We start from the raw sequence: 22,205 nt of genomic DNA, 5'->3' as shown, positions 1-22,205 counted from the left end.
ATATTTCGACCTGATCATCTGAAAGTGCTCCGATACCGGCAAGGATAGTCGCGATGAATACTGGAAGGAACCACATCATCGCGACCACCGTTATCGGAACAAGGAGACGGTGAAGCGACTGTTCAAGCCATGGCGGAAGACCATAGTGCTTGATTGACCTCCTGAAGCGAGGAAGCCAGGTTTGATTATTTCTTGCGACCAGAGCAGTCATTACGACAGACAGGGCGGCGATCGCCCCTAGCGTAATCGTTCCTTGCATCGATCCATCCATAATAACTTCCTATCAATTTTCTATCAATCTCGTGGGCTATTCCGGTGGTTTACAGCCACACCAACTGTCGTACCCTGATCCTGTCCCCTGGGATGACGCCCACCCTGCACCAGTTGCACACCCTGCCGCTATAAATGGCCCACCGCCAGAGCATGCCCATCCTCCCAAGAACCCAGCGCCAAATGACGCAGTCGAGGTAGCGCCTGCCCTGCCCCAAGCATGCCCATGCGAGTATCCTGCGTCGTAGTTCCCCCATAGATCGATGCCGAAGCCGACAAGCGGCAGAACTTTACCGAACTTGGTGAACGGGCTGACGTTTTCGCGTGCCTTGTAATCTACAAGGCCTCCACCGATAGTACTACCGTTGGCTACATCGCCAGGGCTGAATCCACCCTGGTGTCCATCCATGCCATGAATATTTGAACGAGGATCACTCGGATGGACGATACTCACGGCACCCCCAGGATTACTAAAGGCCGTTTCCGTTACGCCATAGTATTTTTTCATTATGTTGACCGATAGAAGAACGAGCTTCTCAGTGCTGTCGCACGAAGAGAAATCATAACTACAGGTCGTGACGATCATGAATTCGAATTCGACATAGGTATAGATATCAGTATAGTATCCGGTAGTTACAGTGCCGAGGTTAACGGCAATCATTCCGTCAATCGAAGAAAGGTCGGGAAGGTCGAGAATATCTTCGCCAAACCATTCCTTCACATCATCCTCACTGATGGCGCCTGGTTCAGTATCGTCGGAATCGCCTGGCGTGGTCGGGCTCGAATCTCCGGGAAGTCTGGCGCCGTTTTCGCGGACGTCTTCGGGGGCGTTGAAGTTGGCGTTAGATTGCCAGTTGGCGTATTGTGCCTGGCATTGGGAGTTGCAGTCCCAGTCGAGGCCGGTGGGGTCCATTCTGGTGATCGGATTGTTTCCCGCGTATGAGTACCCGTTGATCTGCTGGGAATCAGTGAAGCGCTGGATGGGGTCTCTGGAGATGAATCTTCCTGTTGTGGGGTCGTAGAAGCGGGCTCCCATGCTTATCAGGCCGGTGGGGTCTTCGGTGCCGGTGTGGAAGCCTTTATGGGTGGCCGCCCAATCGGCCGCTTCACCTCTGGGGTTGCCGAAGGGGTCTTGGCGCCTGTAGGTCAGGACCATCGTGGCGGCGCTGATCGCCCAAGCTGCGGTGCCCTGGTGGGTGGTGCCGATCCAGGTCAGGCCCTCGTCGGTGGAGCGGGTGGCGATCATTTCCCCATTGTGACTGTACGTACGGGTCGCGTGTTTGACGCCCTGAGTGTCGACGGTGATCTCGTGGCCGGCGATGAACAGATTCTGGGTGCCGTCGGCGTCGATGCGGCCGATGCGCTGGTTCTCGCCGTTGTAGATCATCTTCGTGGTGCCGTCGTCATCGGCGATCGCGCTGAGTTTGCCCTGTTCGTTCCACGTCAGGGTCTCAGTGTCTCCGTCGATGGTGCGTTCGGTGAGGTTGCCGGCCTCATCCCAGGCGTAGTCGTTGACACTCGTGCCGGTGGTGACCGTGTCGACCAGGTGGGCCTCGGCGTCGGTGTAGTCGTAAGTGGCCGTCTCAGCGGTTCCGTCGGTGGCGTGTTCGGTGACGCTGGTGCGGTTGCCGGTCACATCGTAGGCGTAGCTGGTCCAGTAGGCGCCGGGGCCTCCGATGTCACCCGAATCGAGCTCGGACTCGTCCACGCATTCACCGGTACCGGCCTGGGCCCAGGCCTCAGTAAGGCGCTGCAGATAGTCGTAGACGTAGCATTGCCGCTCCGGCTCGCCGGGCGAGTCGGTCACCGAGTCGGCGATGGACAGGATGTTGCCGGCCTCGTCGTACTCGTAGTCCAGGTGGGCGACCAGTGGGCTGGAGACCGAGTCGCGAGAGAGCCGGTGCTGGTCGACCCTGCGGGTGCCGTCCGCGTACGTCCAAGTCTGGTAGGCCTTCTCCCCGGACACATCGCCGAGGACGCGCTGCGCGAGTTCACCCCAGGCGGTATAGACCGCCTCGGAGACGTAGTCGAGCGACGGCCTGCCGTCCGAGAAGTTCCCGAAGACGCGCGTCACCTGACCGAGATCGTTGTAGTCGTATGCGACCACTTCCTTGCCCAGGCCGGAGACCTGCGGGAGGTTGGTGTTCGAAACCGACCCGTCGGGCAGGTAGAACTGGTCGACCCGGTAGGAGCCCTCGAGTGACTCCAATCCGTCGATCTGCGGCATCCACGTGGTGACCGAGGTCGGACGACCGGCCTTGTCGTACTTGTTGACGCCGGTGATCACCGGTTCGCCGTCGACGTACGAGGCCGAGAGGTACGGCAGTCCCAGCCCGCCGCCGTCGGCTCCGTCATAGCGCCAAGCCGCCACGCGGGTGCCGGTCGACGCGTCACCGGAGTAGAGGTTGAACCTCCGGCCGAGGTCGTCATAAGTGGTGGTGAGCTTCTGGCCGCGGGCGTCCACGGTCTCGATCAGCTGCCCGGCCGCGTCGTAGTCGGCGGTGGTGGCGCCGGTGTCGGGGTCGGTCGCACTGATCTGACGGCCGCGCAGGTCGTACTCGTAGGTCCACTCGTTCCCGGCCGGGTCGGTGACCGAGGCGAGGTTTCCGCGGTGGCTGTAGTCATAGGTCGTGGCGTCGTACTGGCCGGTCGCGCTCGCACCGTGGAAGTCGCGTTTCTGCAGGAGTTCGCCTTGAGCGTTGGTGATCGTCGTGGTCGGTGTCGCGCCCTCAGGCGGGTTGACCGCGACCATCCAGCCTTCGGCCGAGCCGCCGTAGACGGTCTCGGTGGCGTGGAGGATCTCCTGGTGCGACATGAACTCCTCGGACACGACCCGTCCGGCACCGTCGTAGGTGTAGAAGGTCCTGGCCTGGTCCTGACCTTGGGAGACGGCCACCAGGTCGGCGCCCGGGTCGGCTTCGGCGTCCCAGTTCGGGCCCGAGGTCCACACGGTCTGACCGCGCGTGTCGTACTCGATACCGGTGATCAACCGGCCCCCGACCGAAGTCGGAACTTGGGTCTGCACCTCGCGCAGGAGGGAGTCGTACAGGACCACGCTGCCGAGCCGCTGCGTGCCGCTCGGCGTGACCGCGTAAGTGGTCACCGACGACGGCGCGGTGTCGGAGACGGTGTATTCGTAGGCGGCCGTAGGAACATCGGGATAGTTGTCCTTGCTCCAGCCGGGTGCCCATGCCGCGGTGGTGCGGCCCAGTGGGTCGTAGGTGACCTCGGTGACACGATCGTTGGCGTCGACGGTCTTGACCGGCAGGCCGCGCATGCCATCTGAAAAGACGGTGGCGCTGTGGCCCAGCGGGTTCGTGGTCGTCACCGACTCGACCGGTCCGCCTTCGGCGGGCGCGTAGGCAGTGCTCGTCTCTCGGTCGAGCGCATCGGAGGCCGACAGGACGCGGCCGAGTCCGTCGTAGGTCGCGGACACGGTCTCGACCCATACCGGCGTGCCGTCCTGGTAGCGGTCGGCCACTTCGGTCGAAGTCACCAGGCCTCGGGACGGGGCCACGGTGTTCGAGGTCGCACCGTCGTAGAAGTAGCGGTTGTCGCCGATCAGGTCCGAGGGGTAGCTGGCGGTCTGGTCGCAGGCGACCCCGACGGTCTCAGTGCGCCGGGGAGACGAATAGAGGTTCTCGTCAGGGTTGTCGGTGTACCAGGTACGCATGCATCGCTGGTCGTCGGAGACGGAAAGGTCACCGAGGTCGGAAATCGCGGTCGGTCGACCGAGGTCGTCGTAGTCGGTGGCCGTGCGAGTACGCCGCCACGTCTCGGGGTCCTCGTCCAGCAACTGCCGCGAGTCACTGCGATCTTTGCCGACGTGCCAGGCCTTCAGGGTTCCGCCGTCATGGACGCGTTCGGCGGCGAGCCGCCTCCAGTAGCGCGACACGGTCGAGGCGATGATCGTCGAGCCGTCGTAGGAGGCGGTCTCGAACACCGATCCGGCCAGCGCCTCGTGATCGGTCACGGTGTTGCCCTCGGCGTCGGTCAGGCTCACCGAGCGGGTGCCGGTACCGGTCGCGGTGTCGGGCTGGTCGTCCATGCCTCGGTAGTAGCGGGTCCGCTTGGTCAACTGCTGGACGTCGTTCGGGTCGCCGGTCTTGGTCGTCACCTGGGCGTAGCCGCGCCACTGGTTGTAGGTACGCAGGTCGTCGTCGGTGTGCTCCGAGTCGTCCCAGGCCCACAGGCGGGAGGTGCCGCCGCCGGTCGTCGAGTAGTCGTAGTAGGTGCGCACCGGCAGTTGCCCGGCGGTGGTGTCGAACTCGGCGACCTGGGTGACCACGTACTTGTGGAACCACTCCTCGGTGTCGCCCTCATCGGACAGCGACGGGTAGCACCGCTGGTCGTTGTCCACCTTGTCGGGCAGGTCGTCCCACTCGCAGGAGGGCGCCGAATACCAGACGCCGATGACCGACCCGGTCTCGGAGGTGATCGCGGTCAGGCGGGTGCGCCACATCGACGGCGTGCCTTCGGAGTGCTCGACCCGGTTGGGGAAGGCCAGACCGGTGAATCGGACCGGCGGGGTCGACTCGGTGCCGCCGACATGACCGGTGTGCTGGATCGACTTCAGCCACAGGGCGACGTCTTCGCCGTCACCGTAGTCGAGGAACTCCTGCGTCAGCGCCCACGAGTCGACCTTGGTGAACCCGCCGGCTCCATCGGGCACGAACGTGGCGACCTCCGAGAGGCGTTTCGAGGAGAAGAACGCCGGCGAGTAGAGGTCGGTGCACGGCTCGGCCTCGCAGGTCTGGTCCCACGGCGTCTCGGGCCAGTTGTCGGGTTTGGGGTCCCCGTCGCCGTTCCGGCAGTCGGACTCGCACCGGTCGTCGTAGGAGAACGTGACCCGCCCGGACCGGACGGCGGCGTCATCGGCGCGGAGGCCGTAGTCGATCCGGGTCAGGCGCACCGCGCGGTGGAATCCACGCCGGTCGTCCTCGTCGGCCGCGGCACCGTAGTGCCCGGTCTCGGCGGACCATTCGAACTCGGTCCGGTTGCCGTGCACGTCAGTGATCCGGTCGAGCATCCACCGGTAGGCCTGACGACACCCCGATCCGAGGAAGTCGTCGGCCTTGTAGCACGGTTCCCCGGAGTGGTTGCCGAACACGGGCACGGTCAGTCGCGAATCGGTGTCGGCGGCCCGGCCCGCGAAGGTGTAGACGGTCCCGTCGGTCGTGGTGACCCGCCACCGCTCGGTCGTGGCCGACGAGGACGACGCCGCCGAGCCGAGGTGTTCGACCCTCCAGTTCGGATCGGCCGACGCGACCCACTCGCCAGTGTCGTCGTCGAGCACCAGCGACGTGTTGGTGCCTTCCAACACCAGCGTGATCGACGGCGACTCGCCGTCCCAGCAGCGGTCGGCGGTCGCGGCCGGAGTGTTCCCGCCGTCATCATCGGACGTGCAGGCGGTATAGGTCCGCTCGATGTACCCGGGCGTGTACGACCAGCCGTCGCCGATGACCCCGGCCTGGTTGTTCGATGACGAGGTGTGCCCGTCGACGACCTGTGACGAGTACGAGAGGCCGACCGTCGGCACCGGTCCTTCGGCCGGCGGCAGGTCGAACCCGTAGGAGTAGGCGAAACCACCGGTCGAGCCGCCTTGCGACCATGACCCGGCATGCGACAGGTCGGTGACCGACCAGTCACCGGTCGCCGTCGCCCCGGACCCGCCTGAGCCCGGCGACGGCATCGCGATCTTCCCCGACTCGGTCGTCAGCCCCTCATCGACCAGATCCACCGCATCGCCGGAGACCGGTGAGGTCTCCACCGGCGTACCGACGTCCGGCTCGGAGTCGCCCGATTGCGCCTGGGCCGGAGTCTGGTAGGCGAACAGCGCCGCACCAGCGGCCACGGCCACCGCCGTCGCGTAGCGGGCGGCCGACTTGACGCGGTCGGTCCAGGAGGAGGCGGGAGGGTGGCAGTGCATCTCGGGGCCTTTCCACATTCGGGGGGGGCGGTGGGGCTGGCTTGAGGGGCGGGGCGGGATCACCTCCCGCCCCGCTCACTGGCTACAGGTCGGTCGGTGGCGGCTCGTCGTCGCCTGAACAGTTCGCGTTGTCGGGGTCCTGCTCGAACGCCGGCCGGTCGGCGGCCAGCGCGGCGATGGCGAGCTCATCGAGCGCGCCGGACCAGGTCTTGACCTGGTCGATACCGCCGACCATCTGGTTCGTCATGGAACCGAGCTGCTCGGCCGCGCCGATCGTCAGCGGACCGGTCGCCTGCCACGGCGAATCCACCACCGGGGCCTCGCCCTGTAGTTCGCCGTCGACGAACAGGCGAATGACTCCGGCACCGAGATCAACTTGGCCGACCAGGTGATACCACTGGCCGAGACCGGTGTCATCGTCGATGGCCGGCGGATCCTGCGCTGTCACGCGGGCCCAGCCGACACCGTCGGAACCCTGCGGCATGGAGAGCTGGAAGCGCCCCTCCGCGGGGCTGTAATTCAGGTTGAAGGCGCCGTAGTCGCCGCCGGTCTGCGAGACCACGGTCCGGAAGTCATCGATGTCATCGATTCGGGCCCAAGCAGCGACCGTGAACGACTCGTCGGTGGTGATCACCGGCCCGGCCGTCTCGGCCCAACCGGCCCCGTCCAGCGACAGTCCATAGGCGGCCCAGCACTCGTTCCACCGGTCGACCTCCCAGTCGTAGTCGCCGTTGAGCGTGAGGTCGTTAGAGTCCCACTGGTCGACGCCCTGCTCATCCTGGCCCAGCTCCCACGAGGAGAGCTGCTCGACATGCGCGGCGGCGACCTCGTCGGCTTCCATCGCGCCGCGCCAGATGCGGACGTCGGTGATCGCACCGTCCCATTGGTTGGAACGCGAACCGTCAGTAGTGCCGGAGCAGCCGATGACGAACTCGTCGGCGCGCCACGTGCCCCAGTCGGCCGCAATCGGCCCGGTACCGGACAGGTCACCGTTGATGAACATCTCCAGCCGGTTGTTGTCAGGATCGACGGTCACGGCGATGTGCGTCCACTGTTCTTCGCTTGGGGCGTCGACACTCCAGGCGCCGTTTCCCCAGACCGGATCAGTCGTGTCCGACTCGGTGACGCTCAACTCCCACTGCTCCTTTTCGGAGTTGTACTTGGTCATCACCGAAAAGGAGCTGGATCCGTTGAAGCTGAACAGTCGCGTGTGCAGATTGGCATGGTCGGCATCCAACCGGGCCCAGGCCGCGACGGTGAACGACGAGTCGGTCCGCACCGGTGCCGTCCCAGCGGTCGGGCAGGTCGAACCGTCGAACCCGAGCGCGCTCTCGGACCTCCCGTACTGGTCCGTCACCCAGGCCGGGGCGGCGGGCATCGCCGTCAGATCAGTGCCGCGGCCGGAATGATCGGCGGCGTCACCGCGAAGCGGGTACCAGGCCTGCAAGGCGGTCGGGAGTCCCTTGCCCGCCATCAGTTCTTCGATCGCGTCGGAGGTCAGCACCTGCTGGAATGCCACGGCATCGTCTACCGAGCCGGTGAACTCGTTGAAGGTACCGCCGTCGTTCCAAGCACCGCATCCAACAGAGAAGATCCCAGTTGCAGCCCACGGTTCGAACGACACCGGCTTCGACGCCTCGAGTGCGCCGTTGACGTAGACCCGCAGTCGCTCGGCTGCAGCGTCGTAAACGGCGGCCACGTGCGTCCAAACGCCATATTCGGTGACCGATTCGTCGGCCATCACTGCCAACGTAGTGGTCTCCTCGGCATCGGCCGAGTACATCGCGGCACTCCATCGACCCGACGAGGACAACGCCAATTTGAGGTTGCTTCTGCGCTCACCGGTCACATCTACGACCGCTGTCGAGTGGTCCGGATCAGCGGCGTCGACATAGGCCCAGCCGGCGATGGTGTACGACTGCGTGGAATCCACGATGGGCCTGTCGGCGGTCAGGCAGGACTCGCCGGTGCCGTCGAACACCACCGCAGCCTCGGACCGGCCGACCCTGTCCGGGCCGAACGTCGGCGTCGCGCCAGACGAGAGCGTCGCGTCGGCGGCGTCGTCGAGCAGGTCGTCGTCGAGCCGCCACGCCCCGATCGCTTCGGCGGGTCGGGTCTCGATCGTAGTGAACCAGTGAGTGGTCGGGCTGGAGGTGTTCCCTGCGGCGTCGACCGCCCACACCTGTAGAGCGTGATCGACCGAAGCCGTGGAGGGCGTGACGGCGACCTTCGTCCGGCCGTCCGCGGCCGAGACGGTCTGCTTCGTCTCGCCTTCGAGGGCGTATTCGAAGCCGGTCACATCGTCGCCGCCGACGAACTCGAACTCCACCGGGTCACCCGGCACGGGCTGTGTGGTCACCTGCACGATGTCGGGCGGTTCGGGCGCGGTGGTGTCGACCTCCAACCAGCAGTAAGACGACCAGTTCAGGGCCGAAGTCAAGGCGTCGTCGGTGATGACTCGCCACCGGTACAGGCCGTCAGCACTGACCAGATCGGAGGAGATCCGTGTCGGGGCGGCAACACCGTCCTGCGACTGGACGCTCCACTGCTTGATGTTGTCGCCGGTCTCTTCATAGAACCGGTACCGAGCCCAGACGGTGCCGCCGTCGGGGTCGTGCGGGACCGCTGAAAGCTTAGGCGTTCCAGTGGTCACCAGTGTCGGGTCCGACTTCGTTCCGCAGCCGATTCCTTCGGTCGACAGATCGGTCGGCGTCTCAGGGAGCGAGTTCACCGTGAAGTAGCAGTACGAAGTGAAATCGCCGTACCGTGCCGAGTCGCCGTCGGAGTCCCATGCCCGGGCGTTCCACCGGTAGGTCTTCCCGCGTGAGAGCTTGCCGGAGTCAATTGACACGGTGAGCGTCGCTCCGTCGGCCACGTCGTTGGCGTCGATCTGCTGCAGCGCGCTCGGGTGTGACTTGTCGCGTTCGTAGACATAGAAACTCACGCGGTTGTTGGGCTCGAGCTCGATCGGGGCCTTCAACTTGAGCGTCGGAGTCAACGTGTTGATGGTCGTGCCCGGCGCCGAGGTCGAACAGGACTGGCCGTCGGTGTACAGCTTCGTCGGCTTCACCGGCGCGTGCCAGACCACCAGTTTCGCCGAGGACGGATCGAGCTTTCGCCAATAGTCCTGGTTCTCCTCCTGATCGGAGTTCGCCCCGGATATCGCGGCGAACACGGCAGTGTTGTTGCCGTTGTCGACCAGGTTCTGAATCCGGTTTGCTGTACGGTCATCGGCCCATTCGATGCGCTGGTCCGACTCGCCGGCGTCCGTGTTCGACGTGGGGACCGAATCGGCCGCCACCTTCCCGACCAACTTGTCGTCGAACGCGCTCCAGGAGATGTCATCGTTCATGTTGAACCAGTCCATCGCATAGAGCTGCACCGTCTGGTTCGGGCCTCCGGCGTCACCGGTATGCGTCTGCGTGATCCACACCGTCGCCTGCTGGATGTCACGGTCCGCGATCGCCTGCAATCCGTTGAACTTCATCGCCGATCGCCAGTGCCCATACGCGCCGTCGTATTTCCAGGTCTGCCGACCGGTGCACATCTCCGAACCAGAGCCGCAGGTGATGCCGGTCCCCTGTGACCAGGCGTTCGCGAAGTTCGCGCCCTCGTCGCGGAACTTCGGGTCGATGTAGATGGGGTACTCGGCTTCAGGATCGTCAAGCAGGTCCCGCTCGGGGATGACGGCGAGCGTGTCGCCGTTGATTTCCAGGTCCATCGGCGACGCCCGATCCGGCGTCCCGTCGCCGTTGTCCGACGAGTCCCACATCCACGGACGCTCGACCGTGAACGCCGGGTCGCCGGAGCGATCGGAGATGCTGGCGTTGTCGGCGGCGCGGTCGGCGGCGACCTCCAGGCCCGCGGCTGCGAAGCCGACTTCGACGCGCTCCAGGTTCGGGTTCTGCGCGGCTTCGGGTGTCTTGACCACCAGCGCGTACGAGAAGTTGTCGACTCCCGCATAGACCTCCAGGTCCACTTCGGGCATGACTTCGGGGTAGATGGCGGTGGCACCGTCGAGGACGGGCTTGGGAAGCGGTTCGGGCCAGGACAGGGAGACCGATTCGCCGTCCCGGTTGGTCGCCGTCGCGAACTCGGATTCGCCCTCGGCGGCGAACTCGAGCTCCGAGACCGTCGCCTTGGCGGTGACGGTGCCGTCCTCGTCCACTTCGAGGGTCGGGTCGGCATCGACCCATTCACCGGAATCGTCCGGGACCCATTGGGGTTCGGCGTGGAACTCGGTCGCGACCGAGCCGTCGGGCTGGGCGTACGACTTGGTGGTGTAGTCAATCGAATCGCGGATGAGCACTTGCGAGCCGCATTCGGCGGCCAGTGCCGTCGCGGCGGACTCGCTCCGCTCCTGCAGCTCCGAAGTCGAGAATGAGCAGGCTTGATCGTCTTGTTCCTGAGCCGTGGCCGGGACTGCGCTGACCGTCGCGCCGACGATCGCGGCTGCGAGGCCGAATACCAGGTGATGTCGCATGTGTGAGGTACGCCGGTTGTGCAATTGAGAGCCTTCGGGTGGGGGGTCCGGGGGGTCTTCGGGGGCGGCTCGGCAACTGGCTGTAACTCGAGCCACACGAACATTAGCAAGCTTCAACTCGGCGTGCAGTACCACGAATCCGCCTGCAGCCCTGAAATCGCGACACAGTGAGCATTTGAGCGCTTGCCGACCTGGAGGCATAACGGATCGATAACGTTCCGCCTGCCCATTGCGGGAACCGTCGGACTTTCGTCGCTTTTCGCGCGGCGTTCACCTGCGTGCGATCGAGCGGCGCCGCGCCAGAGGTGTTGCGCCGCTCGGTGGTGCCTACAGGTCGAAGTGGCAGGCGACTTTGTGGGCGGGGGCGGGTTGGCGGAGGATCGGTTCCTCATCGGCGCAGATGTCCTGTGCCCATGGGCATCTGGTTCGGAACCGGCAGCCCGACGGTGGGTTCGCGGGGGACGGCAGGTCGCCCTTGAGGATGATGCGCTCGCGGGTCGCCTCCACCTCCGGGTCCGGTTGCGGGACCGCCGACAGGAGCGCCTTCGTGTACGGGTGCCGCGGGTGCTCGTAGATCGACTCGGAGTCGGCCTCCTCGACGATCTTGCCGAGGTACATGACGCCGACCCGGTCGGACAGGTGGCGGACCACGGCCAGGTCATGGGCGATGACGAGGTAGGTCAGGCCGAACTCGTCCTGGAGCTCGTCCAGCAGGTTCATCACCTGCGCCTGGATCGACACGTCCAGGGCGCTGACCGGCTCGTCGCACACGATGAGATCCGGCCGGAGCATCAGCGCCCTGGCGATGCCGAGGCGCTGGCGCTGGCCGCCGGAGAACTCGTGCGGGTAGCGTTCCATCACCGAGGACGGCAGGCCGACCGCGTCGAGGGTCTCCACGGCGAGTTTGCGCTGCTCGGCCTTGGATCCGACTCCGTGGACCTTAAGCGGCTCGGCCAGGAGCATCTCGACGTTGTGTCTCGGGTTGAGCGAGCCGAGCGGGTCCTGGAACACCATCTGCATCTTGGACCGGAAGCGCCGCAATCGCTCGGAGCGGAGGGCGGTGACGTCGGCGTCACCCAGGCGGACCGAGCCCGCAGTGGGTTCCTCGATCCGAAGGACGGCCCGCCCGAAGGTGGTCTTGCCGCAGCCGGATTCGCCGACGAGGCCGTAGGTCTGGCCGGCGTCGATGCTCAGGCTCACGCCGTCGACGGCCCTGACGTGACCGACGATCCGTTCGAGGACGATCCCGCTGCGGATGGGAAAGTGGACTTCCAGGTCCTCGACGGACAGCAGGCTCATGGACGTCTCGCTTCGTTGCGGTTCGGCGGCGGTGTCGGCGCTCATGCGATAGCCTCTTCCATCACGCAGCGGTGGGTGTGCGCGCCGCCGGCGAGCGTCGGTTCGCCTTCGACGCACTTCTCGGTGACACGGTCGCACCTGGGCGCGAACGCGCAGCCGTCGTTCCAGCGGATCACGTCGGCGATGGAGCCGCGGATCGGTTTGAGCGGCTCGTGGATCGGCAGGTCGAGTCTGGGGATGGAGCCCAGCAGTCCGACCGTGTACGGGTGGGTGGGCCTGGCGAACAGCTCCCCGGCCGGGGCCGATTCGACGACGCGACCGGAGTAGAGGACGTTGACCTCGTGGCACAGCCCGGCCACGACTCCGAGGTCGTGGGTGATCATGAGCAGCGCGGTCCCTTCGGTGTCGACGAGGTCCTTGAGCAGTTCGAGGATCTGCGCCTGGATCGTCACGTCGAGCGCCGTGGTCGGCTCGTCGGCGATGAGGAGCCGGGGCGCGCAGGCGACGGCGATCGCGATGAGGACCCGCTGGCGCATGCCGCCGGAGAGCTGGTGCGGGTACTCCCCCAGCCGGCGGGCCGGGTCGGGGATGCCGACGCGGTCGAGCAGGTTCGCGGCCTCCTTCCTGGCAGCCTCGCCGCGCAGTCCGCGGTGGCGTTCGAGGACCTCGGTGATCTGACATCCTATCTGAACGACCGGGTTGAGGCTGGAGAGCGGGTCCTGGAAGACCATGGCGAGGTCCGAGCCGCGGCGCCGTCGCATCTCGGGGCGCGGCAGATTGAACAGGTCGACGCCCTCGAACCTGGCTTCTCCGGAGACGGTGACGCCCCTGCGCGGCAGGAGGCCCATCACGGCCAGGCTCGTGACCGACTTGCCGCAGCCGGATTCGCCGACGAGACCGACAACCTGGCCTTCGTCGACGTGGAAGTCGACGCCGTCGACGGCGGTGGCGCCGCCGAAGGCGACCCGCAGTTGCTCCACTTCAAGCAGTGCCACTAAGCCTGTCTCCTCAGCCTCGGGTCGAGCGATTCGCGCATGGCCTCACCGAGGAGGGTGAAGCCGAGCGCGGTGACGATGATGCCCACGGCGGGGTAGATCGCCAGTTGCGGTGCGCCCGAGAGGAACCGCTGCGCGTCGGCGAGCATGGTCCCCCATTCGGGGTTGCCGGGGTCGGGGTTGCCCAAGCCCAGGTAGGACAGCGCGGCCGCCTCGATGATCGCCGTGGCGAGCACGAGCGTGGCCTGGACGATGACCGGGCCCAGCGAGTTGGGGAAGATGTGCGAGATGACGATGCGGCCCTTGGGGACGCCTAGTGAGATCGCGGCGAGCACGTAGTCGGAGTGCGCCTGCGCGAGCATGGAGCCCCGCAGGAGCCTGGCGAAGATCGGTATCTGCGCGACCCCGACGGCGATCATCACCGTCGTCAGGCTCGGCCCCAGCAGGGCCGCGACGCTGAGTGCGAGCAGCAGCATCGGGATGGAGAGGGCGATGTCGACGGCGCGCATGACGACCGCCTCGATCCGTTCGCCCCATCGGCCGCCGAAGGTGCCCGCGGCGGCGGCCACGCCGCCGACAAGGGCCCCGGCGGCGAAGCCTATGAGGGTCGCGACGACGCCGACGAGCATGGTCTGGCGGGCGCCGACGATCATGCGGGAGAACATGTCCCGGCCCAGGTGGTCGAGCCCGAACCAGTTCTCGGCCCTCGGCCCGGGGAAGATGTTCCGGTTGAGGAACACCTCGTCGCCCCACGTCTGTGCCGTCGGGCTGTACGGCGCGATGAAGGGCCCGAGGATCGCCACGAGCAGGAACACCGAGACGATGATCGCGCCGCTGACAGCCATCGGGGAGCGCTTCATGCGCCGCAGGGACTGGCGCCACAGTGAACCGGACTCGGCCTGCTTAGACTGGACGCCGGCCTCGATGAGGCGGTCGAGCCGCTCGATCTTGGCGAGTGTCATGAACGCACCCTCACTCTCGGGTCGAGGAAGCCGTAGGACAGGTCCACGACCAAATTCAGTGCCACATAGGACACTGCGATGACGAGGATGAAGCCCATCAGCGCCGGATAGTCGCGTTCGGTCGTCGCCTGGAAGACGAACGACCCGACCCCTCCGAAGGCGAACACGCTCTCGGTGAGGACCGCGCCGGCGAACAGGCTGCCCAGCAGCAGGCCGATGACGGTCACGACCGGGAGCATCGCGTTCTTCATGACGTGGCGGCCCCTGATGGTCTGGGGCCGCAGCCCCTTGGCGTCGGCGGTGCGCACGTAGTCCTCGCCGAGGACCTCCAGGACGCTGGCCCTGGTGATGCGCGTGATGACGGCGAGAGGGATCGACGCGAGCGCGAGCGCCGGCAAGATGAGGTGCCTCGCCGCGTCCAAGGCCACGCCGACCTCACCGGTGATGAGCCCGTCGAAGACCCTCAAGCCGGTGATCTCGGTGTAGTCCATGCCCGGTGAGAGCCGGAACGCGGTCGGCAGCCACCCGAGGTTCTGGGCGAAGACGACCTTCAGCATCGCGGCGAGGAAGAACACGGGCGTGCATATGCCGATGAGCGAGCCGGACACGGCCGTGAAGTCGAGCCAGGAGCCGCGTCTGCGGGCGGCGAGGTAGCCGAGCGGGATGCCGACGCCGATGGCGATGGCGATGGCCCACATGGACAGTTCGATGGTGGCGGGCAGGCGGTCGGCGAGTTCGGTGGCGATGGGCCGTCCGCTCGACAGCGATGAGCCGAAGTCGAGGCGGACGACCCTTGACAGGAACTCGCCGTACTGGATCCAGACCGGCTCGTCCAGTCCGAGCGCCTGCCGCAGCGCCTCCCGCTGCTGATCGGTGGCGTTGTCGGGAAGCATGCGGTTCTCGGGTCCGCCCGGGAGGGCCTTGAACCACGCGAACAGCAGCAGTGAGAGTCCCAGCAACGCCACCGCCAGCTGCAGGAGGCGTTTGACCGTATAGCGCAGCATATTCTGCTATCTACTCGTTCGGTTTACTCTGCGGCGAAGTACATCTCGGAGAAGTCCTCCTGCGTGAGCGGGGAGACGTCCATCGGGTACACGTTCGGGGCGAACGCGATCGACGGCGGCGAGTGCGAGATCGGCAGACCCGGCAGCTCTTCCATGATGATCTCGTTGAGCGAGGTCCAGTGGCCGGCGCGGACCGCGGGATCCGGCTCGGCGGCGGCCTCGGCGAGCCCGTCGAAGATCTCCGCGTTGTCGAAGCCCCATTCGGTGCTCTCGGTGGCGAACCACGTGCCGAGGAAGTTGTAGGCCTCGTTGAAGTCACCGGTCCATCCGAGCAGGTACAGCGGGCATTCGCCGCTGCGGGTGGCCGGGATGTACTCGACCCAGGTGATCGGCATGGCCTCGACGGTGACGCCCACAGCCTCCAGGTCGGAGGCGATGATGTCGAAGATGTCCTTCGGCGCCGGCATGTACGGCCGGGAGACGTCGGTCGGGTAGCAGAACTCGAGGGTCAGGTCCTCTTGTCCGGCCTCGGCGAGCAGCTCGGTCGCCCGGTCGGGGTCGTATTCGTACTCGACGACGTCCTCGGACCAGCCCTCCAGGCTCGGCGGCATGAACTGGGTGGCGACGGTGCCGCCCGGCGGGAGCACCGAGTCGACGATGCGCTGCCGGTTGACCGCATGGGAGAGCGCCTCGCGGACGGAGTGGTCGGCGAGGTCCTCGTAGGTCTGGTTGTAGGTCATGTAGAGGATGTTGAACACACCTCGGGTCGGCACCTGTGACCCGGCCTCGACCAGCGGCTGCACGTCCGCGGGAGCGACCAGGTCGTAGCCGTGGATGTCGCCGGCGTCCAGGGCCTGGCGGCGCGCGTTCTCGTCGGAGATGGTCCGGAAGATCACGGTCCTGACCTTCGCAGGCTCGCCCCAGTAGTCGTCGAAGCGCTCCAGGGTGACGGCCTGCTCGCCGTGGTCCCACTCGGTCAGCTGGTAAGGCCCGGTACCGGCGAGGACGCCCGACTCCTGGGTGTACCCCGGGAGCGGGTCGTCGGCCGTCTGGACCTCGTCGTCGGTGATCTGCTCCAGCGAGGCCGGGCTGACGATGGCGGTCGTGGCCATGGAGAACGCACCCGGGAAGTTCGCGGTGTACTCGTTGATCCGGATGGTGGCGGTGAGACCGTCGGCTTCGCAGCCGGCGTAGTTGGTCTCGGCCTCGATGCCCATGTCCGGGTCGTTCTCGGCGAAGCCGCCGAAGAAGTTCGAGTAGTAGTAGGTGTAGTTCGGCGACTGGTAGCCGCCGGTGAAGTTGTTCCAGCGGTCGAAGTTGGCGCAGACCGCGGCGCCGTCGAGCGGCGCGCCGTCGTGGAAGGTCACGCCCTCGCGGAGGTGGAAGGTCCACTCGGTGCCGTCCTCGTTCTGCTCCCAGTCCTCGGCCAGGCCGGGGACGATCTCGGTGCAGTCGTGGTCGAGGAGCGTGTCGTAGATCTGGCGTGTGACGCGGAAGGTCTCGCCGTCGGACGCGAAGACGGGGTCCAGGGAGCTCGGGTCGCCCGGGGTGCCGAAGACGAAGGGCGTGTCCTCATTGGCGGTCTCGTCGGGGGTGCGCTCAGCGTCCGTGCGCTCGGGACAGGAGAAGTCGAAGTCTTCGGCCGTCTGGGCGTCTTCATTGGAGTCGCCGTCGCTGCCGCATGCGACGAGGAGGCCGAGCGAGAGGATCGCGCCGGCCGATGCGCCGATGGCGCGTCTGGCTATGGATGGTCGAGACGTGCGCATAAGGTATTCACCCGTCGGTCGTTGGGTATTCGGAGGTACTCAACAGACTAAGGGCAGGTGAGTTACACCACCGTTAAGCGTTATGTAACCGTGACCATTTCGGCAACTATCGTTACCTATTGTGCACAAAGTTGCGAGTGGGCGAATACCGTTGCGGCGCAGGTGTTTCCAATGCCCACGTCCCCGACCGGGCATCGAGGCCCAGGCCGGGGCGGGTACGACACTCCTCTGGGGCACGGCATATCGCGCGCGAATCACCGAATCCCCAAGGGACCGACCCTAGTCGACGTCGCGTCGGCCGGAGAAGGCCCGGCCGAGGGTGACCTCGTCGGCGTATTCGAGGTCACCGCCGACGGGCAGGCCGCTGGCCAGCCGGGTCACCTTGAACCCCATGGGCTTCACGAGCATCGCCAGGTACGTGGCGGTGGCCTCGCCCTCGGTGTTCGGGTCGGTCGCGAGGATGAGCTCCTTGGTCTCACCGCTCGCAAGCCGCGTCATGAGCGAGCGGATCCGCAGGTCGTCGGGGCCGATCCCCTCAAGTGGATTGATGGCGCCGCCGAGGACGTGGTAGCGGCCCCGGAACTCGCCGGTGCGTTCGACGGCGAGGACGTCCTTGGGTTCCTCGACCACGCAGATGAGCTCTTCGCTCCTGCGCTCGTCGCGGCAGATGGCGCACCGCTCCGATTCGGAGACGTTGCCGCACGCATCGCAGAACCGCACCTGCTCCTTGACACGGTGCAGCGCCGAGGTGAGCCTCTCGACGTCGGCCTTCTCGGAGGCGAGCAGGTGGAAGGCGAGGCGCTGGGCGCTCTTCGGACCGATGCCCGGCAGTTGCCCCAGCTCCTCGATGAGGTCGCCCAGTGCCCCGTCGTACAACGCCGCTCCCTACATGCCGGGGAGGCCGAGGCCTCCGCCGAGCCCGCCGAGGGCGTCGCCGAGCGGGCCCATCTTCTCCGCCGCGAGGCGCTTGGCGTCCTCGGTTGCGGCCTGGACGGCCGCGAGCACGAGGTCTTCGAGAGTCTCGACGTCCTCGGGGTCGACGGCCTTCGGGTCGATCTTGACGCCCTTGAGCTCGCCGTCGCCCGTCACGGTCGCGCTCACGAGACCGCCGCCCGCCGAGGCGGTGACCTCGGCCGCTGCGAGCTCCTGCTGCGCCTGCATGTAGTCGGCCTGCATCTGCTGGGCCTGCTGCAGCATCTTCTGCATGTCTCCGCCTCCGGGGAACATGTGCATCACTTCCTTGAAAATCGTCTGCGGTGGTCCGTCAAGCCTAGTTGGCTCGGATCTGCTTCGCCCCGAACGCGTCGGCCAGGAGTTTGACGGCCTGCTCCTCGCTGGTGCCGAACGACCCCGGCGCGACCGGGTCGTCGGCCGAGGGCTCGTCGTAGTCCTCCGGCGGCGGCTCCTCGATCGTCTGTGCCTGCGGCCGCTGCCTAGGAGGCTGGGCCGCCTGTGCTTTTGGGGGCGGTTTCGGAATCTGGGCCGCCTCCCCCACTTCGCATCGAAGCTTCCAGGTTCCGCCGAGGACCTCGCCGAGGACCTCGACGACGGAGCCGTAGGCCGGCTCCTTCTGGAGGGCGCCCGCGTGGAAGGCGTGCTTGAACACGAGCACGACCTCGCCGTCGCTCGCGTCGGCGACCGTCGCCTCGGACAGGATCGCGGCGGTGGTGCGCTTGCGGTCCTTCATCGCCATCATGATCCGGTCCCACTGGCGGCGGATCGAGGCGGCCGTGACGCCTCCCGCGGCCGGCTCCGGCGCGGGCGCGGGCGGCGAGACCGGTGCGGCGGCTTCGGGTTCGGGTTCCGGCTCCGGGGACGGATCGGGCTTCCCGGCCGGAGTGGGAACCGGCTCCGGTGCCGGGGCCGGAGCGGCGGGCCGCTCGACCGGACGCTCGGCGGGCCGCGCCACCGGGGCGGCCGGGGCCGCCACCGCGCTCGCCCCGCGCTGTTCCAAGGACTCCAAGCGCTGCAAGAGCCCCGCCATCGACTCGTCCGAGCCGGGCAGGATCGCCCGCACACAGGCGAGTTCGAGCAGCAGCCGGGGCGCGGTGGCGCCGCGCATCCCCGCGAGGCCGTCTGCGACGACCTCGGCCATCCGCGTCAGCGTCGAGGTGCCCATGCGGGTGGCCTGGCTCGTCATCTTGGACAGCTGGTCGGCCGGAGCGTCGATGAGCCCCGACGAGGCCGCGTCCGGCACCTGTGTGAGGACGATGAGGTCGCGGAGGCGTTCGAGCAGGTCACCAGCGAAGCGCCGCGGATCGTGCCCGCCTTCGACGACCCGTTCGACGACCTCCATGACCTGCGCGCCGTCGGCGGCGGCGAAGGCCTCGCACATCTCGTCGAGCAGCCCCGCGTCGGTGACGCCCAGCAGCGCCGCCGCCCGCTCATAGGTGACGCCCTCGGCTCCGGCGCCGGCGATGAGCTGGTCGAGCACCGACAGCGTGTCGCGGGCCGAACCGCCGCCGGAGCGCACGACCAGCGGGTAGACGTCGTCGGCGACGTTCGCGCCTTCCTCCACGCACAGCTTTTTGCACAGCTCGCGCATCGCCGGCGGCGGGATGAGCCGGAACGGGTAGTGGTGGGTGCGCGAGCGGATCGTCGGCAGGACCTTGTCCGGCTCGGTGGTCGCGAAGATGAACAGGACGTAGCTCGGCGGCTCCTCGACGAGCTTGAGCAGGGCGTTGAAGCCCTGCGCGGTGACCATGTGGGCCTCGTCGATGATGTAGATCTTGTATCGCGACTCCACCGGCGCGAACACCGCGCGTTCACGCAGTTCGCGGGCGTCGTCGACGCCCCCGTGCGAGGCGGCGTCGATCTCGATGACGTCGACCGAGCCGTGCCCGTCCGCCGCGAGCGAGCGGCACGAGTTGCATTCGCCGCACGGCTCCGCCGTGGGGCCCTGGGCGCAGTTCAGGGAGCGGGCGAGAATGCGGGCCGAGGAGGTCTTGCCGCAGCCGCGCGGCCCGGAGAAGAGGTAGGCGTGGTTGAGCCTGCCGGCGCGGATGGCGTTGATGAGCGGCTCGGTGACGTGCTCCTGTCCGACGACTTCAGCGAAGGTCTGCGGCCGGTATTTGCGGTAAAGCGCGAGTGCCACGTGTTCCTCCAGCTCTTCCTCTGCTCTGCTCTGGAGCCAGGGTACGGCCTGGGGCCGACAATGCGGTGCCGGACCTGCTGGGTTGCCGACGATGGCACACCGGCTCGGCGACATCACAGCGGCGACGGTGGCCTTATTCACATGCGAGCGGTATCCTCAACGGTGCCAACGCATTCATATATTGAAATAAGGAGAATGTCTTGAATACGTCCCTTCTACGCCGGCGCCTTGCACGGTGGATCGCCGCCTTCGTCGGCGTCGCCACCGCCGCCGCCGGCTTCCTGATGTTCAGCACCTCCGCGAACGCCGCGGTCGACACGGACGCCTGGTACGTCATCGTCAACGAGCATTCCGGTCTGGCGATCGACATTCAGGGCCGCTCGCAGGACAACGGCGCGACCGCGCTCCTGTGGACCCGTACCGACGCCTCCAACCAGCAGTTCCGCTTCGTCGACGCCGGCAGCGGCTACTACAGCATCGAAGCCCGGCACAGCGGCAAGGCGCTCGACGTCTACGCCAGGAGCACCGAGAACGGCGCCGACGTCGTCCAATGGACTGACAACGGCGGCACCAACCAGCAGTGGCAGCTCAACGAGCAGTCCGACGGCAGCTACGAAATCGTCAACCGCAACTCCGAAAAGGCCCTCGACAACTGGGAAGGCGCAACGGATCCCGGCACCCGCCTTTCCCAGTACGACCGCAACGACACGACCGTCCAGCGCTGGAGCCTGGTCCCCGTCGATGGGGGAGGCGGAGGAGGGCAGGCCGGCGACGGCTCGCTGTCCGACCCCAACCTCCAGTACTACGGGCGCTGGGCCGACGACGGAAACTGGCGGACGATGGGCTGGGCCGGCGGCTACGTCGAGTCGGCCTTCACCGGCTCCTCCATCGGAGTGCGCCTGAGGAACACGATCGACATGTACTACTCCGTCGACGGCGCCCCCGAGCAGTGGATGCGGAACGTCTCCGGCAACGTCACCGTCGCCTCCGGCCTCGGCGCCGGTTCCCACACCATCAGGATCGGCTTCCGCGAGCGGGCCGGCTCCTACAACGGCGACCCCGCCTTCGGCGGGTTCATCCTCGCCTCGGGCGAGCAGACGAGCTCGAACGCGCGCCCGGCGGACTTCATCGAGTTCATCGGCGACTCGATCACCGTCGGCCAGCCGAACGGCGACCGGCCCTTCACCGCCTACGGGTACCTGGTCGGCGAGGCGCTCGGCGCCGGGCACACGCAGGTGGCCCAAGGCGGAGCATGCCTGGTCAGCCAGGACTGCTACGGGATGATGGACTGGTTCCGCCGCTCCTCGGGGTGGGTCGACAACGACGACTGGGACTTCTCGACCTACCAGGCGACGGCCGTGGTGATCAACCTGGGCACCAACGACATCGGGCACGGCGTCTCGACCACGCAGTTCTACGAGAACTACATCGTGATGCTGGAGCGGGTCCGCCAGGCCTACCCCGACGCCGAGATCTTCGCGATGGGCGTCTTCCGCAACCGCTACGTGACCGAGACGCGGAACGCCGTCGAGGTGCGCAATAACGCCGGCGACGCGAAGGTCCACTTCGTCGACACCGCCGGTTGGGTCGACCCCGAGACCGACACCTGGGACAACGTCCACCCGACCGACGAGGGTCAACAGAAGATCGCCAATCTGCTGACCCCGATCATCGACCAGTACCTCTAGCCGAAATCGACGGCGCCTGGCCCCCGATCGGCGGCCAGGCGCCGTTCAAGTCTCCGTCTGCGGCATCGCGAGCACGGCGATGCCAGGTACGAAAAAGGCCCTGGTTGACCAGGGCCTTCGATGTGGAGCCGCCTGACGGAATCGAACCGTCGACCTATTCATTACGAGTGAATCGCTCTGCCGACTGAGCTAAGGCGGCCAGGTCCCTCACGCACCCGCCAGAGCCCGCTTATCCTTGCTGCCTTCCGGCCCTGGGGAGGTTCACAAGATGACGCCGCATGAGGGACGGGAAATAGCGTACCTCACCGAGGACGCTCCCCCAAGCGGGGAGCGGGGTGCGAGTCGCGGACATCACGGCCCTTCACCCTGTCGCCGCCCGCCCCGGCGGTCGGGTAAGCTACGCCGCGGAGGATTCGCATAGTGGCCTAGTGCGCTCGCTTGGAAAGCGGGTTGGGTGTTAAAGCCCTCAGGGGTTCGAATCCCCTATCCTCCGCCACGTGAACAGTAAGAATGCCGAGGCATCACATTGTGACTGCCTCGGCATTCTTCGTTCCGTCTCACTTTCCGTCTCAACCGCCAGATTTCGGCCTTCCTATCGTCGACAAGCAGGCTGGTCCTTTCGTCGGGGTGCGTCTTGACAGCAAGGTCCGAGGGGGTGTGCCTGAGGAGTCCGGCAATGGCCGCGGGGGCGCTGGCAGGAGTGGTGTGGGGTGGA

At 66.6% G+C, this 22,205-nt stretch carries 10 protein-coding genes, 2 tRNA genes, 1 other RNA gene and 1 pseudogene; 2 read left to right on the top strand and 12 right to left on the bottom strand.

Translation table 11 applies throughout. The features are described from left to right. Positions 1-307 precede the first annotated feature (307 nt). The 10 genes and pseudogenes from L0U85_RS17480 to L0U85_RS17435 form a co-directional block, all read right to left on the bottom strand. Positions 308-6,199 carry an RHS repeat-associated core domain-containing protein gene (locus L0U85_RS17480; RefSeq protein ID WP_241379039.1) on the bottom strand — a complete coding sequence of 1,964 codons (5,892 nt, stop codon included), beginning with the start codon at positions 6,197-6,199 and terminating at the stop codon, positions 308-310. Between the two features lie 82 nt (positions 6,200-6,281). Then, entirely contained in the window at positions 6,282-10,682 is a 4,401-nt protein-coding gene (locus L0U85_RS17475; RefSeq protein WP_241379038.1) for a LamG domain-containing protein, read from the bottom strand. Between the two features lie 327 nt (positions 10,683-11,009). Continuing rightward, positions 11,010-11,981, bottom strand: a complete 972-nt coding sequence (locus tag L0U85_RS17470; protein ID WP_241379049.1) for an ABC transporter ATP-binding protein — start codon at positions 11,979-11,981, stop codon at positions 11,010-11,012. Between the two features lie 41 nt (positions 11,982-12,022). Then, positions 12,023-12,976, bottom strand: a complete 954-nt coding sequence (locus L0U85_RS17465; protein WP_241379037.1) for an ABC transporter ATP-binding protein — start codon at positions 12,974-12,976, stop codon at positions 12,023-12,025. Next, complete coding sequence (locus L0U85_RS17460; RefSeq protein WP_241379036.1) at positions 12,976-13,938, bottom strand: ABC transporter permease; 963 nt, start codon at positions 13,936-13,938, stop codon at positions 12,976-12,978. Before L0U85_RS17460 ends, L0U85_RS17465 begins: the two co-directional genes overlap by 1 nt. Beyond that, entirely contained in the window at positions 13,935-14,942 is a 1,008-nt protein-coding gene (locus tag L0U85_RS17455) for an ABC transporter permease (RefSeq protein WP_241379035.1), read from the bottom strand. The genes L0U85_RS17460 and L0U85_RS17455 overlap by 4 nt, the downstream gene beginning before the upstream one ends. Positions 14,943-14,965: 23 nt before the next feature. Next, positions 14,966-16,708 (bottom strand): ABC transporter substrate-binding protein, encoded by a 1,743-nt coding sequence (locus L0U85_RS17450; protein WP_241379034.1) that lies wholly within the window; start codon positions 16,706-16,708, stop codon positions 14,966-14,968. A gap of 279 nt (positions 16,709-16,987) precedes the next feature. Then, positions 16,988-17,584, bottom strand: a complete 597-nt coding sequence (gene recR, locus L0U85_RS17445; protein ID WP_241379033.1) for a recombination mediator RecR — start codon at positions 17,582-17,584, stop codon at positions 16,988-16,990. Between the two features lie 9 nt (positions 17,585-17,593). Continuing rightward, positions 17,594-17,935 carry a YbaB/EbfC family nucleoid-associated protein gene (locus tag L0U85_RS17440; RefSeq protein WP_347177473.1) on the bottom strand — a complete coding sequence of 114 codons (342 nt, stop codon included), beginning with the start codon at positions 17,933-17,935 and terminating at the stop codon, positions 17,594-17,596. A gap of 97 nt (positions 17,936-18,032) precedes the next feature. After that, a pseudogene (locus L0U85_RS17435) lies at positions 18,033-19,802 on the bottom strand (DNA polymerase III subunit gamma and tau); the annotation flags it as partial. 200 nt (positions 19,803-20,002) lie between these two features. Here L0U85_RS17435 and L0U85_RS17430 point away from each other — a divergent pair. Beyond that, the gene (locus L0U85_RS17430) at positions 20,003-21,490 is read left to right on the top strand and encodes an RICIN domain-containing protein (protein WP_241379030.1); all 1,488 of its coding nucleotides are present in this window, start codon (positions 20,003-20,005) and stop codon (positions 21,488-21,490) included. Positions 21,491-21,613: 123 nt separating this feature from the next. Here L0U85_RS17430 and L0U85_RS17425 read toward each other — a convergent pair. Both L0U85_RS17425 and ffs read right to left on the bottom strand, forming a co-directional pair. After that, a tRNA-Thr gene (locus tag L0U85_RS17425) sits at positions 21,614-21,689 on the bottom strand. Then, positions 21,687-21,780, bottom strand: an RNA gene (gene ffs, locus L0U85_RS17420) — signal recognition particle sRNA small type. The genes L0U85_RS17425 and ffs overlap by 3 nt, the downstream gene beginning before the upstream one ends. A 116-nt stretch (positions 21,781-21,896) precedes the next feature. Here ffs and L0U85_RS17415 point away from each other — a divergent pair. Beyond that, positions 21,897-21,986 (top strand) — tRNA-Ser (locus L0U85_RS17415). Positions 21,987-22,205: the final 219 nt, after the last annotated feature.

Origin of the sequence: Glycomyces sp. L485, assembly GCF_022548875.1 — a bacterium.
Classification (GTDB): Bacteria; Actinomycetota; Actinomycetes; order Mycobacteriales; family Micromonosporaceae; genus Glycomyces.
This window is presented reverse-complemented; position numbering and strand designations above follow the sequence as displayed.